Source organism: Nitrobacter winogradskyi Nb-255 (assembly GCF_000012725.1).
Classification (GTDB): Bacteria; Pseudomonadota; Alphaproteobacteria; order Rhizobiales; family Xanthobacteraceae; genus Nitrobacter; species Nitrobacter winogradskyi.
In genome coordinates, this window is sequence record NC_007406.1 from 2,078,403 (window position 1) to 2,093,600 (window position 15,198).

Consider the following 15,198-nt stretch of genomic DNA (forward strand, 5'->3'; position numbering starts at 1 on the left):
AATAAAGCACCGCCATCCACCGCTTTCCATATTCATGACCATCGACGGGCGGACACGGTCGCACCATAGCATAACGCAAAAACGGCGCCCTCAAAGGGGCGCCGTTTCATCAATCATGGTCCATGGCGTTCAGTGAGCGGTCAGGCCACCGGCCGCCTCGTCGGCTGCATCGGGATTGACCGGGAGCTTGGTATCCTCCTCCCAGACGATCGGCTTGGGCTGCCGCACCAACGCCTTGGCGATCACCTCGTCCATCCGGGCGACCGGAATAATCTCCAGCCCGCCTTTGATAGCTTCGGAAATCTCCGTGAGGTCCTTGGCATTCTCGTCCGGGATGAGCACCGTCTTGATGCCGCCTCGCGCCGCCGCCAGCAACTTCTCCTTGAGGCCGCCGATCGGCAACACCCTGCCCCGCAGCGTGATCTCGCCCGTCATCGCGATGTCGCGCCGGATCGGAATTCCGGTCAGCACCGACACGATGGTCGTCGCCATCGCAACACCGGCCGACGGACCATCCTTCGGGGTCGCACCCTCGGGAACGTGAACGTGGATATCGCGCCGCTCGAACAACGGCGGCTCGATCCCGAAGGTGATCGCGCGCGAACGGACGTAGGAAGCAGCCGCCGAGATCGATTCCTTCATCACGTCGCGAAGATTGCCGGTCACCGTCATGCGTCCCTTGCCGGGCATCATCACGCTTTCGATCGTCAGCAACTCGCCGCCGACGTCAGTCCATGCCAGACCGGTCACGACGCCGACCTGATCGTCGGTTTCGATCTCACCGAAGCGATACTTCGGCACTCCGAGGAAGTCCTCGACGACCTTCTCAGTGACTTCGACCGACTTCTTCTTCGAGAGCATCAGCTCCTTCACCGCCTTGCGGGCGAGTGTGGACAGCTCACGCTCCAGATTGCGCACGCCCGCCTCGCGGGTGTAGCGGCGAATGATCAGCAGAAGCGCCTCGTCATTGATCGACCACTCCTTCGAATCCAGACCGTGCTTGCTGAGCGCGTTCGGAATGAGATGCTTGCGAGCAATCTCGACCTTCTCGTTCTCGGTGTAGCCGGCGATCCGGATGATCTCCATGCGGTCCATCAACGGACCGGGAATATTCAGCGTATTCGCCGTCGTGAGGAACATCACGTTGGAGAGATCGTAATCGACCTCCAGATAGTGGTCGTTGAACGTCGAGTTCTGCTCGGGGTCGAGGACCTCAAGCAGGGCCGACGACGGATCGCCGCGGAAATCCGCGCCCATCTTGTCGATCTCGTCCAGCAGGAACAGCGGGTTCGAGGTCTTGGCCTTGCGCATCGACTGGATGATCTTGCCGGGCATCGAGCCGATATAGGTCCGGCGGTGACCACGGATCTCCGCTTCGTCGCGCACGCCGCCAAGCGAGACGCGCACGAATTCGCGGCCCGTCGCCCGCGCGATCGACTTCCCGAGCGATGTCTTGCCGACGCCGGGCGGACCGACAAGGCACAGGATCGGCCCGGTCAGCTTGTTGGCGCGCGACTGCACCGCAAGGTACTCGACGATGCGATCCTTGACCTTCTCAAGCCCGTAGTGATCGGCGTCCAGCACCTCCTGGGCGGCGTTGAGATCCTTCTTCACCTTGGACTTCTTCGCCCACGGAATCGACAGCAGCCAATCGAGATAGTTGCGCACCACCGTGGCTTCGGCGGACATCGGAGACATCTGCCGCAGCTTCTTCAGTTCGTGCTGCGCCTTCTCGCGAGCCTCCTTCGAGAGCTTGGTCTTGGCGATCTTCTCTTCGAGGTCGGCGAGTTCATCACGGCCCTCGTCGTCGCCGAGTTCCTTCTGGATCGCCTTCATCTGCTCGTTGAGGTAGTACTCGCGCTGGGTCTTCTCCATCTGGCGCTTGACCCGCGAGCGAATGCGCTTCTCGACCTGCAGGACGGAGATCTCGCTCTCCATCAGACCGAGCACCTTTTCCAGACGCGCGGTGACCGACAGCGTCTCAAGGATGCCCTGACGATCCGCGATCTTGGCGGCGAGATGCGACGCGACGGTATCACCGAGCTTGGCGAAATCCGTGATCGCCTGCACGACGCCCACCACTTCGGGCGAGATCTTCTTGTTCAGCTTCACATAGCTTTCGAAATCCGACACGACCGAACGCGACAGCGCTTCGGCTTCGACGCTGTTGGTGTCGGTATCAGCCAGCGCAACCGCTGTCGCCTCATAATAGTCGGTGCGGTCGGAATAGGCCTCCACGCGCGCGCGCTCAAGACCTTCCACCAGCACCTTCACCGTGCCGTCGGGGAGTTTCAGCAGTTGCAGCACGCTGGCGAGCGTTCCGATCTTATAAATTGAATCTGGCGCAGGATCATCATCCGACGCATTCTTCTGCGTCGCGAGCATGATGAGCCCATCGTTCTTCATCACCTCTTCCAGCGCCCTGATCGATTTCTCGCGGCCTACGAACAGCGGCACGATCATGTGCGGGAAGACAACGATGTCGCGAAGCGGAAGCACGGGATAGGCATGGATTTCGCCGTGGACTATAGCTGGCCGGGGTTTTGAGGCGGTCATAGCCTTGTTCCTTTTGTTGCGCCCCCCTGTTCGCAGCCGCATATCATGCGCAACCGCCACAAGGTGCCTAGTTTCCTGAGACGAATGGGCCCTTGCGAACCGAGGCCTCACCTGCCCGAGGTCGTGAGCAGCAAACGCACTGCGTCGCCGCCGACAGCATTAGGTGGCCATCCACCACCGACGTGTCAAGTGAAGGAAATCAGCGGCTTGCAGGCCGGGAGAGACCGCCCGCCGACAAAGCACAACGAACTCGCGGTTAAACCGCCCGCGAGTCGATCTGGCGACGGACTGCGCCAATATGTCCTGATCAGGCGCTGGCGCTGGTTTCGCTCGCGCGATCGGCGCGGTCCGCGTAAATGTACAGCGGCCGCGCGGTTCCTTCGACCACTTCGCGCGAGATCACGACCTCCTCGACCCCTTCCAGGCCCGGAAGATCGAACATGGTCTCCAGCAGGATGCTTTCGAGAATCGAACGCAGGCCCCGCGCGCCGGTCTTGCGCTCGATCGCCTTGCGCGCCACCGCGCCCAGCGCCTCGTCGGCGAACGTCAGTTCGATGTTCTCCATCTCGAACAGCCGCTGATATTGTTTCACCAGCGCATTCTTGGGATCGGTCAGGATCTTTTTCAGCGACGCCTCGTCGAGATCCTCCAGCGTGGCCACGACAGGCAGACGCCCGACGAATTCCGGAATCAGGCCGTACTTGAGCAGATCCTCCGGCTCGACATGCCTGAAGATTTCGCCGGTGCGGCGGTCTTCCGGCGCAAGCACCTGCGCCGCGAAACCGATCGACGTGGTGCGTCCTCGCGCGGAGATGATCTTCTCCAGGCCGGAGAACGCGCCGCCGCAGATGAACAGGATATTCGTCGTATCGACCTGCAGGAACTCCTGCTGCGGATGCTTCCGGCCGCCCTGCGGCGGAACGGACGCGACCGTGCCTTCCATGATCTTCAACAAGGCCTGCTGCACGCCCTCACCCGATACGTCGCGCGTGATCGAGGGATTGTCGGACTTGCGCGAGATCTTGTCGATCTCGTCGATGTAGACGATGCCGCGCTGAGCACGCTCGACATTGTAGTCCGCGGACTGCAACAGCTTCAGGATGATGTTCTCGACATCCTCGCCGACATAACCGGCCTCGGTCAGGGTCGTTGCATCCGCCATGGTAAAGGGAACGTCGAGGATGCGCGCGAGCGTCTGCGCAAGCAGCGTCTTGCCCGATCCGGTCGGACCGATCAGTAGGATGTTCGACTTCGCGAGTTCGACGTCGTTGTGCTTGGTCTGATGATTTAGCCGCTTGTAGTGATTGTGGACGGCGACCGAAAGCACCTTCTTGGCGTGGCCCTGCCCGATGACGTAATCGTCCAGGACCTTGCAGATCTCCTTCGGCGTCGGAATGCCGTCGCGCGACTTCACCAGCGAGGACTTGTTCTCCTCGCGAATGATGTCCATGCAGAGTTCGACGCATTCGTCACAAATGAATACGGTCGGGCCCGCGATCAGTTTGCGAACCTCGTGCTGACTCTTGCCGCAGAACGAACAATACAGCGTATTCTTGGAGTCGCCCGTACCGACCTTACTCATTCCTGTCTCCGTCCGACGTTCGATCCCGCCTGCTCACCCGCTCCGATCCGGCACATCCGGCTCAATGAGATTACATATGACCAGAGTCCGTACCAGAAAAGACCCTGCGCCCTCAACCCCGCGCGTGGATCGCAGGCTTACCCGTTTCTCCCGTGCGTACCACCAGTTGAAACTCGGCAACCGCACCATGGTGCCCCGACTCTCAAGAATTCGCTAACCGGCCAGCCATCCTCCACCCGCCGATAGCCTGATCTCACTCAAGAAAGCAAACTCCCTCCCGGATTTTATCCGGCATCGCGCCATTATCACGCGAATACGCCGCGACAGAGAGAAACCTTCCGGAAACCAACGCCGCGCATCGCGATGGCCTGGACCGGATCGAATCAACCGGCCCTTCCGTTGTCGCTGGACCCTACCTTGAGACGTTACGACGAAGCTTTCGGTGCGGCCGGATCTTCAGCGCGCTTGTCGATCACCTTATCGACGATGCCAAAGTCGCGAGCCATGTCAGCCGTAAGGAACTTGTCGCGCTCCAGCGCATCCTCGATCGCCTGATAGGTTTGTCCCGTGTGCTTGACGTAGATCTCGTTGAGCCGCTTCTTGAGGCTCAGGATCTCCTGCGCGTGAAGCATGATATCCGTCGCCTGCCCCTGGAAACCGCCGGAGGGCTGGTGAACCATGATGCGCGCGTTCGGCAGCGCGTGCCGCATATCCTTCTCGCCCGCCGCCAGCAGCAACGAACCCATTGAGGCGGCTTGTCCAGTGCACAGCGTTGCGACCGGCGGACGAATGAACTGCATCGTGTCGTAGATCGCCAGACCCGAAGTCACCACGCCACCCGGCGAATTGATGTACATCGAGATTTCCTTCTTCGGATTCTCCGCCTCCAGAAACAAAAGCTGCGCGACGACCAGCATCGACATATTGTCTTCGACCCCGCCGGTCACGAAAATGATGCGCTCCTTCAGCAGCCGGGAAAAGATGTCGTAAGCCCTCTCGCCGCGGTTGGTCTGCTCGACCACCATCGGCACGAGGTTCATGTAGGTTTCCACTGGATCGCGCATTGATCACCCAAAAGTTTGTGTCAGCGGTTGGCGACGAACATCCGGAACGAAACCGGGAGACTTCAATTCCTCCCGGTGCGGATGAATGTCCATGATGCAGGATTCGGCAAGCACCGCCCACAGATATAAGCTCATCGCTCAGGCGACAAGACTGAACCGGGAGCCTTTCGCTTCTGACAGGATTCAGAAGCGGACATCTATGATTTTGATTTGATACGCTTTTCTTCGGGCTGACCAGTACCCATCCTTGGGTCAGGAGTCCCGAGGACATGCCTAGCTCGAAAATGATACAGGCCGTGCTTTGATCGCACGTTCGTTCACCGGCAGCCTTTCGATTCGGATTCGCTCCGAAGCTCGCCCGGCGCTGGCGGCCCCGGTTGCGATGCGACGCCAATCAGAGTCATCGGACCCGGCGCCGCTCACATCTCGGCGCTATGCGCCTCGTGCTCCTTGAAAAGGTCCTCGCGCGTCACGCTCTTTTCCGTGATCGTGGCGAGCTCAAGGATGAAATCCACGACCTTGTTCTCGAACAGGGGCGCGCGAATCTGAGCCAGCGCTTGCGGGTTTCGCTGATAGTAATCCCAGATCTCCTTTTCGCGGCCCGGCGTCTGGCGGGCGCGACTGATCAACGCACGGTTGATTTCATCGTCCGCGACCGTGATTCCGTTCTTTTCGCCGATCTCCGAGAGCACCAGGCTAAGCCGTACCCGGCGGTCGGCAATTCGGCGGTACTCGGCCCTGGCCTCTTCTTCGGTGGTGTTCTCGTCGGCGAAGGTCTTTTTCTCTTTTTCCATCTCCGCCATGATCGTTTTCCAAACCTGCTCGAACTCCTCCTCGACCAGGGTCGGGGGCGCATCGAACTTGTGGGTCTCGTCGAGTCGATCGAACAAGGCCCGCTTGACGTGCTGCCTCATCGCGCGGGCAAATTCGGCGCTGAGCTGCTCGCGGACGACCTGCCTCAACTGATCGAGTTCCTCCAGGCCGAGCAGCTTGGCGAATTCATCGTCGATCTTGAGTTCCTCCGGCGCCTCGATCAGGCTCACCGTGGTCTCGAACTCGGCATCCTTCCCGGCAAGCTCCGAGTCAGCGTAGTTACCGGGGAACGATGCCTTCACCGTGCGCGTCTCCCCGACCCCGGCTCCGACCAGCTGCTCCTCGAACCCCGGAATGAGGGCATTCGATCCCAGCACGACCAGGATATCCTCGCTGCTTCCGCCCTCGAACAGCTCGCCGTCGATGGTGCCCTTGAACGAAATGGTGATGCGATCGCCATTCTCGGCTTTCGCACCTTCCGCCCTGGTGGTGTAGGTGCGGTTCTGTTCGGCGATCCGTTCGACGGCTTCATCGACATCGGCGTCGCTTACGTCGACCACCGGCTTCTCGATGGTGAAGGACTTGAAGTCAGCCAGTTCGATCGGCGGCACGACCTCGATCGCCACGCTGTAGCTGAGATCGGAATTGCCCGCGAGGATGTCCTCGATTTCCTTCGGTTCCGAAGGCATCGTGACCTTGGGATTGCCTGCAAGCTTGAGGCCGCGGTCGTTGACGATCTGCATGTTCGTGTCGCGGATCGTGTCTTCGATGGTCTCGACCATCACGGAGCGGCCATAAAGCTTCTTGAGATGACTGACCGGCACCTTCCCCGGGCGAAAGCCGTTGATCTTCACCTTGTCCTTGAGGTCGTCGAGCCGCTCATCCGCCTTGGCCGCGATCTCGGCGGCGGGGATGCTGACCTGGAACTCGTGCCTCAGTCCCTCGGCGAGGGTTTCGTTCACCTGCATGGCGTCAATCTTCTTCCGCTCGATCCGGCGGAAACGGCCGGATCATTGTCAATCGGTCGATGCGCGGCGAAACGCCTGCATCGGTGTACGGCCGGCATATATCCGATCTGGATAGCTGCCTGAATGGTTACTGCTCAAACGCTTTAGCGCTTGGTGCGGGCGGAGGGACTCGAACCCCCACAACTTTCGTCACTGGAACCTAAATCCAGCGCGTCTACCAATTCCGCCACGCCCGCCAGTGAAACGAGGCGCATCAATCCGGCCTGCGATGCCGAGCATGATGCCGAAAAATGCGAAGCGGCTTTCGGTAGACGTCATGCTCCAACGAGTTGAAATCTGGCGTGCCGACGGAGCCGGGCTTTCATCACCCGCCGTCATCGACGCGCTCGATGCGGCGGGCTTATAACATGAGGAGACTGGTTCGCAGCAAAAAAATGGCTGTTCGGCCCACCGCCGCCCGCTGGACATAGTCCGAAGAACATGGTCCGCATTGGCTTATGATGCTTCGTCCTGTTCGATTAACCCGGCGGCATCTTCTGGCCGGTTTCGGGGCGACCGCCGTGGCAGGCCCCGCGGCTCCGATTTATGCCCGATCGCAAGACCCGCAAAGGCTCGCCATCGACGCGACGCCCGCCCCCCTTTCACTCGGGCCGGATCATCACGAAACCACGGTCTGGTCCCTGAGGACCGGCGGCTCCTCCCGGATTCCGCGCTTTCGTCAAGGCGAGAGCATGGACGCTGTCGTGACCAACGGCCTGCCGGCGCCATTGGTTTTAAACTGGCGCGGAGTAGACGGCGCAGCCGCCATCGAGCCCTTGACCGACCGCTCCCCCATCCCGCCGGGCGGGACCGACCGCTACGCATTCCCGTTACGGCAAGCCGGGACCTTCATGTGCGACGCCCGCCTGCTGGGAGACGGTCTGGCCCAGCCCTCGCCCGCGCAGGCTCTGATCGTCGAGGAACGGGAGCCGATCGAGGCCGACCGTGACGAGGTCATGCTGATCGAGGACTGGCGGTTCGATGCCGAAGGACGGCCTGTCGCGCCCGGCCCAACCGAAAATCAAAGAAAGGCCGGACCGCCTCTCTACCTGGTGAACGGCAAGCCGTCGCTCGACCTCAACCTTCACGTCAACGAGCGGCTCAGGCTGAGGGTCATCAATGGCTGTCAACGCAATGCGATTGCAATTGCAATCCAAAATCTGGATGTGCGGATCATGGCGATCGACAGCCAGCCCGCGGAGCCGTTTCTGGCGCGCAACGGGAGGCTGGTGCTTGCTCCGGGAACCCGGATCGACGCCATCATAGACGCCACGCTCCCGGCGGGGACGGCATCTGCCATCACCCTGCATGACGGCGGCGGCACCCCGCGTCAGATCGCCCGCCTGAAGGTTTCCGATGGGCCGGCGCGATCCGCTCCGCTGCCCGCGCCGCCGGCGTTGCCGTCCGCCAACCTGCCGGCGCGGCTCGATCTCAGGAACGCATTGCGTACCGACGTGCCGCTGATCTCCCTTGCAGGAACTTCGTCATGGGATCGACCGGCGCTTTTCAGCAAGCGCAGGGCACCTGCCTTCCGCGTCAAACGTGGCCGGACCGCCGTGCTCGCGCTGAAGAACACGACAACAACGCCCATGGTGTTTCATCTGCATGGTCATCACGCCCGCCTGCTGGACCGGCTCGACGACGGGTGGAAACCGTTCTGGCTGGATACGGTACTGGTCGATGCAGGGCAGACCCAGCGTATCGCCTTTGTCGCCGACGTAGCCGGAGCCTGGCTGATCGAGACCATGGCGGTGGAGTGGAGCGCGCCGCGGCAGGTCGGCTGGTTCGCGGTGGAATAACCAGAATTATCATAATCTTAATAGTCAATCCCGAACCGATCATAGAGCCGCCGCAGGACCGCGGGCAGAACCTCCGGCAAATCCTCGGCGATCAGTCCCGGCCCCGCCTCGCGTCCGGTCTCGCCGTGCATCCAGACCCCCATGCAAGCCGCCTCGAAGGCCGGAACGCTTTGCGCCAGCAGGCCGCCGATGATGCCGGACAGCACGTCGCCCGAGCCTGCCGTCGCGAGCCATGGCGGGGCGTTGGCCGCGATGGTCGCGCGCCCGTCCGGCGAGGCCACCACCGTGTCAGCCCCCTTGAGCAGGACAACACATCCCGAACGCCGCGCCGCGTCCCGCACCCGTTCAAGTTTTGATCGAAATGGATGTTTGTTACTCATCTCACTGAAAAGACGATGGAACTCGCCTTCGTGCGGCGTCAGGATAATGTCGGAGCCTCCGGACTGCCTGACGGTCTCGAACAGACGATCCGGGGTATCGGCGAAGCTTGTCAACGCGTCGGCGTCGAGCACCAGCGCCCGCCCCGCTGCGAGGGCCGTGGAGACAAGGGCGCGTGTTTCCTCGCCGATCCCGGCGCCGGGTCCGATGACGCAGGCATTGAGACGCCGATCCGCCAGAACTTCCGCGAAGCCGGCCGCGCCGTTCATGCGGCGCACCATCACGGCGGTCAGCGCCGCGGCGTTCGCGCCCAGCGCATCGTCGGGTGAGAGCACGGTGACGAGACCGGCTCCAGCCCGCAACGCGCCCCGCGCGGACAGTCGTGCCGCGCCCGTTGATGTCAGATGACCGGACACGACAACGGCATGGCCGCGCTTATACTTGTGTCCGTCGATATGCGGCGCGGGAAACGCACCGTTCCAATAATCCGGGGTATTCTCGAAGGTTACGGGACGAATCTCGTCCAGCACGGCATCGGCGATACCGATATCGGCCACGCGCACCCGGCCGCAATGAATGCGGCCCGGCAGCAGCAGATGCGCGGGCTTCTTGCGAAAGAACGTGACCGTCTCGGTCGCGCGGATCGCAGCGCCCATGACCGCGCCGGTGGTGCCGTTGATGCCGCTCGGCAGATCGATGCTGAGCACCGGCGCGCCGTTGGCCATGATGGCCTCGATCGTCGCGAGAGCGTCGCCCTTGACCGGCCGGTTGAGGCCCGCGCCGAACAGCGCGTCGATGATCAGCGCGGGCGAACCGAGCGCGGAGAGGTCGCAAGGCAGCACAGGCGCTTTCCAGCCCTTGGCCGCGAGCGCGGCGTCACCCTTGAGACTGTCTCGCTCGCCCAGCAGGATGACCGAAACCTCGTGGCCGCGCGCCGCCAGTTCCGTCGCCGCAACGAACCCGTCGCCACCGTTGTTGCCGCATCCGACGACGACCAGGATCGGTCCTTTCTCCGCGAGGTCGGCGGCCGCGTTCGCGACCGCCTGCCCGGCGCGCAGCATCAAGGCGAAGCCCGACACGCCTCCCGCGATCGAGAGCCGGTCGGCCTGCTCCATTTCGCCCGTCGTCAGAATCTCCATGGCCTTGAACCCGATCGGGCAAGCTGCCCGTCTGGCAGTCTCACCGCCGCACAAAAATTGAACAGATTGCCTATTTTACAGTCGAACGGGCGCGCGGACGCCCAACTCCCTGTCTGCCAGGATCCTCTTGATCGTATGATACCATGCATATTCTTGTAGATTTTCGTGTTGGCACGAACCCTGCTTTGAGAGAGTAAATTCGACCAGTGTGTCCACTGGCAGGCAATGAAGCGTGTCCCGCGACTTTGTGTTCGTCCGAAATCCAGTGCATGACCGCTGCTGCAGGCGGCAGTGTGAGCGCGCATCAGCCACTGGCTGGACATTGGAAGCGCCAGGAGACGTTCAATGAAGAAGATCGAAGCCATCATCAAACCGTTCAAGCTCGACGAAGTAAAGGAAGCTCTTCAGGAGATCGGATTGCAAGGCATCACCGTGATCGAGGCAAAAGGCTTCGGCCGGCAGAAGGGGCACGCCGAGCTTTATCGCGGCGCGGAGTACGTGGTGGACTTCCTGCCCAAGGTCAAAATCGAGATTGTGATCGGCGATGATCTGGTCGAAAAAGCCATCGAAGCCATCAGGCGCGCCGCCCAGACGGGCCGCATCGGCGACGGCAAGATCTTCGTATCCAATATCGAAGAGGCCATTCGGATCCGAACGGGAGAATCCGGCCTCGACGCCATCTAAATCCTTTGAGAACGGACATCACTCATTAAGCCATCCCGACGGCCGCTTCGCGCCGGCGATTACGACGACCAGCAGAGACAAGGGGTGTTTATGAAGACCGCCAATGACGTCCTGAAATCGATCAAGGACAACGACGTAAAATACGTCGATCTGCGTTTCACCGATCCGCGCGGCAAGTGGCAGCATGTCACCTTCGACATCAGCATGATCGACGAAGAGTTTTTCGCCGAGGGTACGATGTTCGACGGCTCATCGATTGCCGGCTGGAAGGTGATCAACGAGTCCGACATGACGCTGATGCCCGATCCGGCGACGGCGACAATCGATCCGTTCTTCGCGGAAACCACCATGGTGCTCACCTGCGACATCCTGGAGCCGTCCACGGGCGAGCCCTATAACCGTGACCCTCGCGGGATCGCCAAGAAGGCCGAGGCGATGGTGAAGTCGATGGGCATCGGCGATACGGTCTATGTCGGCCCGGAAGCCGAATTCTTCGTGTTCGACGACGTGCGCTTTCAGACCACGCCTTACAACACCGGCTTCAAGCTCGATTCCTCCGAGCTGCCGACCAACTCCGATACCGAGTATGAGGGCGGCAATCTCGGTCATCGCATCCGCACCAAGGGCGGCTACTTCCCGGTTCCACCACAGGACTCGATCCAGGACATGCGTTCCGAGATGCTCGGCGCCATGGCCCGCATGGGCGTGAAGGTCGAGAAGCATCATCACGAGGTGGCGTCCGCCCAGCACGAACTCGGCATGAAGTTCGATACGCTGACCTACATGGCCGACCAGATGCAGGTATACAAATACTGCATTCACCAGGTCGCGCACATCTACGGCAAGACCGCCACCTTCATGCCGAAGCCGGTCTACGGCGACAACGGCTCGGGCATGCACGTTCACCAATCGATCTGGAAGGACGGCAAGCCGACCTTCGCCGGCAGCAAATACGCCGACCTGTCGGAAACCTGCCTGTACTACATCGGCGGCATCATCAAGCACGCCAAGGCCATCAACGCCTTCACCAACCCGTCCACCAACTCCTACAAGCGGCTGGTGCCGGGATACGAGGCGCCGGTGCTGCTCGCCTATTCGGCGCGCAACCGCTCCGCCTCCTGCCGCATCCCCTACACCACCTCGCCGAAGGCCAAGCGCGTCGAGGTTCGCTTCCCCGACCCGATGGCCAATCCGTATCTCGCCTTCGCGGCGATGCTGATGGCGGGCCTGGACGGGATCAAGAACAAGATCGATCCCGGCCCCGCCATGGACAAGGACCTCTATGACCTGCCGAAGGAAGAACTGAAGCAGATTCCCACGGTCTGCGGTTCATTGCGCGAGGCGCTGGAAAGCCTCGATAAGGATCGCGCCTTCCTCAAGGCCGGCGGCGTGTTCGACGACGACTTCATCAACGCCTTCATCGAATTGAAGATGATCGAGGTGGAGCGCTTCGAGATGACGCCGCACCCGGTCGAATTCGATATGTATTACTCGCTGTAGGCTGCGACCCGCGCTGCCTCTCCACAGCTTTCGAGAATCTGAAGGGCGCCCATTACAAGGCGCCCTTTTTGTTGATGGTCGTGGTCCGCAAGGGTCGCGGCCCGCTTGATCCTCGCCGCGTTTGCGGAAAGAGTGCCTGACTTGGGAATCGGTGAGGTTCAGCGTGGACGGTTTGCCTGAAAGTCAGGGCTTCGAACGGCAGTCACTTGCCCGCTCCATCGCGGCCGGCGGGATCGGCATTATCGCCTTCGGCGCGGCCCTCGCATTGGCCTGGTATTCGTCGGCGACGCTGTTGATGCTGTTCGCTGGCGTCCTGTTCGGCGTGTTCCTTACGGCCATGGCCGATCTGCTGCGCCGGGTGTTCGGCGGCAATCAAACCCTCCGGCTGGTGATCGTCTGTATCCTGTTCACCGGCCTGTTGTCCGGAGTGGTTGTCCTCGGCGGCGCGACCATCGCTCAACAGGCCACGGCCTTGAGTTCGACGCTTCGCGCGCAGTTGGGCAACGCCAGGGATTTTCTGGAGAAGCAAGGGGTCGACACCAGCTTCCTCAACGTAGGCGCCAGGACGCCGTCAACCGACAACGGCGTCACGCCGATCCCCGCCCCATCAGCATCGCCATCGCGCGGCCCGAAACTTCCCGATGCCAGCACCATCGCTTCCGGAACCGGCGCGATCGTCAGCCAGACCATCAAAATTCTGGCGCGTGTTTTTGAGGGCGTCGGCAACTTCTTCATCGTCATATTCCTTGGGCTGCTGCTGGCGGCACAGCCCAAGGTCTATCGAGACGGCATCCTGCGTTTCGTGCCGCGACAACGGCTCCCCGAAGCAGCAAGTCTCATCGACGACGTCAGCGAAACGCTGCGCCGATGGTTACTGGGCCAGATGGCCACGATGGCGTCGCTGTTCCTTCTGACATGGATCGGGTTGACCCTGATCGGCATTCCCGGCGCCCTCGTGCTGGGCTTCATTACCGGCCTCCTGACTTTCATCCCCAATATCGGAGCCATTCTCGCGGGTGCGCTCATCGTGCTGGCGAGCCTCGGCTCCGGACTCACCGCGATCATCAGCGCCTTCATGCTCTATCTCGCCGTGCAGTTTCTGGAAGGCAACGTGCTGACGCCGCTGATCCAGCGCCACGCCATCAGCATTCCGCCGGCGACGTTGTTCGCGGCGCAGATTTTCCTTGGCGTGCTGTTCGGAGTGTGGGGTCTGGCGCTGGCGCTGCCGTTGATCGCGGTCATCAAGGTGGTGCTGAACCACGTCTGGCCGGATCAAACCGCGGCCGTCTAAACGCTGAAAGCCGTCACCGTTTCAGTATGCTCGACCTCGGGGGACGACGCGAAGAATGGCCCGACCAACTCGCGCCATTCGGTAAAATCCGAGGATTCGCGAAAATCGACGACGTGGTTCTCAAGCGTTTCCCATTTGATCAGCAGTCTATAGCGTGACGGCCTCTCGACAGACCTGTGCAGTTCACAGCTTCTCCAGCCCTTGCAGCGCTTGAAGATTGTCTGGGCCTGCGACACAGCCGCCTCGAAATCTTCCTCGCTGCCCGGCTTGATCTCGATTTGCGCGATTTCGGTGATCATGTGGGCGGACCCTTCATATGCCTTCCGTCTGTACCGCAACGGACCGTAACCGTGAAGCGAAACAGCAATAACCTCAGGCCGCCCCCATAGCGTTTTCGAGCGAAGCATGTCCTCGGGCTTGATCCGAGGATTGGACGACCTGTTCGCGTAAAGAGAACGCGTCAGACCAAAAGCCAGAGTCTTTCATCGTTTCCATGAAACGTTGAAAGACTCGCGCCGGGCCGATGGTGCGGATGCGGAAGGAATGTCGCGTCAGGAGGTTCCGGAAACGGGCGGCCGATCTTGCCGCCAGCTTCGCCCTGTTCCGGAAGAAACTCAGAGCCGATACAGAATCTGGTCGGTCCAGAAGCGCTCGAGGCGATGCAACGACTTGTTCAGCGTTGCGAACTCCTCGTTCGAAATGCCGCCGACCTGCTCGACGGTCTTGACGTGCTTCTGATAGAGCGCATCGACGATACGTCGGATCTCCTGCCCCTGCGCGGTCAGGCGAATTCTCACCGAGCGGCGGTCCACGCGCGAACGCTGATGATCGAGAAATCCAAGCTCGACGAGCTTCTTCAGATTGTAGGAAACGTTGGAGCCGAGATAGTAGCCGCGGGTCCGCAGCTCGCCGGCCGTCAGCTCCTTGTCGCCGATGTTGTAGAGAAGAAGCGCCTGCACCGAATTGATGTCGGCCCGACCGCGACGATCGAATTCATCCTTGATGACATCGAGCAGTCTGCGGTGCAGCCGCTCGACCAAGGTCAACGCCTCGAGATAGAGCGACTGCACCGGCGCCTGACCGGCGACCTGTTCCGCGGGCTCGTGAGCCTTCGCAACGGCTTTCATGATGACATCCCCTGTTGTCGTTTTTTTCGACTTGTTCGACGAAACTTGTGTCCCGCCTGATAGCCATGACCTTAGGGGAGGCGTTTGAAGATCAGCTTAAATAAGACAATAAAGACATCATGAATTTAAGAGAGTGAATCGCCGATTAAGCTGTCATATCAAGGCATTTAGCAACCTTTCATTGACGCTTCCGCGGCCCTGTTCATGCTTCGTGTGCCGCTCCTGTCGCATTCAGAAACAGCGTCGTTCAAATTAGAA

Annotated in this window: 11 protein-coding genes and 1 tRNA gene; 4 read left to right on the forward strand and 8 right to left on the reverse strand. The window is 61.1% G+C overall.

The window, feature by feature from the left end:
* Positions 1 to 129: 129 nt before the first annotated feature.
* The 5 genes from lon to NWI_RS09920 form a co-directional block, all read right to left on the reverse strand.
* Positions 130 to 2,556: an endopeptidase La gene (lon, locus tag NWI_RS09900; RefSeq protein WP_011315153.1), complete on the reverse strand. Its 2,427-nt coding sequence runs from the start codon at positions 2,554 to 2,556 to the stop codon at positions 130 to 132.
* A gap of 307 nt (positions 2,557 to 2,863) precedes the next feature.
* Complete coding sequence (gene clpX, locus NWI_RS09905) at positions 2,864 to 4,138, reverse strand: ATP-dependent Clp protease ATP-binding subunit ClpX (RefSeq protein ID WP_011315154.1); 1,275 nt, start codon at positions 4,136 to 4,138, stop codon at positions 2,864 to 2,866.
* Between the two features lie 425 nt (positions 4,139 to 4,563).
* A complete protein-coding gene (locus tag NWI_RS09910; protein ID WP_011315155.1) occupies positions 4,564 to 5,202 on the reverse strand; it encodes an ATP-dependent Clp protease proteolytic subunit in 639 nt (212 codons plus the stop codon).
* 419 nt (positions 5,203 to 5,621) lie between these two features.
* Positions 5,622 to 6,983, reverse strand: a complete 1,362-nt coding sequence (gene tig, locus NWI_RS09915; protein WP_011315156.1) for a trigger factor — start codon at positions 6,981 to 6,983, stop codon at positions 5,622 to 5,624.
* A gap of 151 nt (positions 6,984 to 7,134) precedes the next feature.
* Positions 7,135 to 7,219, reverse strand: a tRNA-Leu gene (locus NWI_RS09920).
* A 261-nt stretch (positions 7,220 to 7,480) separates the two neighbouring features.
* Here NWI_RS09920 and NWI_RS09925 point away from each other — a divergent pair.
* On the forward strand, positions 7,481 to 8,821 hold the full coding sequence (locus NWI_RS09925) for a multicopper oxidase family protein (protein ID WP_041344979.1): 1,341 nt from the start codon (positions 7,481 to 7,483) through the stop codon (positions 8,819 to 8,821).
* A 17-nt stretch (positions 8,822 to 8,838) separates the two neighbouring features.
* Here the strand turns inward: NWI_RS09925 and NWI_RS09930 are convergent, their stop codons facing one another.
* Positions 8,839 to 10,338, reverse strand: coding sequence for a bifunctional ADP-dependent NAD(P)H-hydrate dehydratase/NAD(P)H-hydrate epimerase (locus tag NWI_RS09930; RefSeq protein WP_011315158.1), 1,500 nt, complete (start codon positions 10,336 to 10,338; stop codon positions 8,839 to 8,841).
* A gap of 345 nt (positions 10,339 to 10,683) precedes the next feature.
* Here NWI_RS09930 and NWI_RS09935 point away from each other — a divergent pair, with 345 nt between their 5' ends.
* The 3 genes from NWI_RS09935 (at position 10,684) to NWI_RS09945 (ending at position 13,813) form a co-directional block, all read left to right on the forward strand.
* Positions 10,684 to 11,022 carry a P-II family nitrogen regulator gene (locus tag NWI_RS09935; RefSeq protein WP_011315159.1) on the forward strand — a complete coding sequence of 113 codons (339 nt, stop codon included), beginning with the start codon at positions 10,684 to 10,686 and terminating at the stop codon, positions 11,020 to 11,022.
* 90 nt (positions 11,023 to 11,112) lie between these two features.
* On the forward strand, positions 11,113 to 12,522 hold the full coding sequence (glnA, locus tag NWI_RS09940) for a type I glutamate--ammonia ligase (RefSeq protein WP_011315160.1): 1,410 nt from the start codon (positions 11,113 to 11,115) through the stop codon (positions 12,520 to 12,522).
* A gap of 151 nt (positions 12,523 to 12,673) precedes the next feature.
* On the forward strand, positions 12,674 to 13,813 hold the full coding sequence (locus tag NWI_RS09945) for an AI-2E family transporter (RefSeq protein WP_011315161.1): 1,140 nt from the start codon (positions 12,674 to 12,676) through the stop codon (positions 13,811 to 13,813).
* On the opposite strand, the gene NWI_RS09950 is transcribed toward NWI_RS09945, so the two are convergent.
* Together NWI_RS09950 and ldtR are read right to left on the reverse strand one after the other, a co-directional pair.
* On the reverse strand, positions 13,810 to 14,112 hold the full coding sequence (locus tag NWI_RS09950) for an antibiotic biosynthesis monooxygenase family protein (RefSeq protein WP_011315162.1): 303 nt from the start codon (positions 14,110 to 14,112) through the stop codon (positions 13,810 to 13,812). The genes NWI_RS09945 and NWI_RS09950 overlap by 4 nt on opposite strands.
* 315 nt (positions 14,113 to 14,427) lie before the next feature.
* Positions 14,428 to 14,943: a transcriptional regulator LdtR gene (ldtR, locus tag NWI_RS09955; protein ID WP_041344982.1), complete on the reverse strand. Its 516-nt coding sequence runs from the start codon at positions 14,941 to 14,943 to the stop codon at positions 14,428 to 14,430.
* Positions 14,944 to 15,198 lie beyond the last annotated feature (255 nt).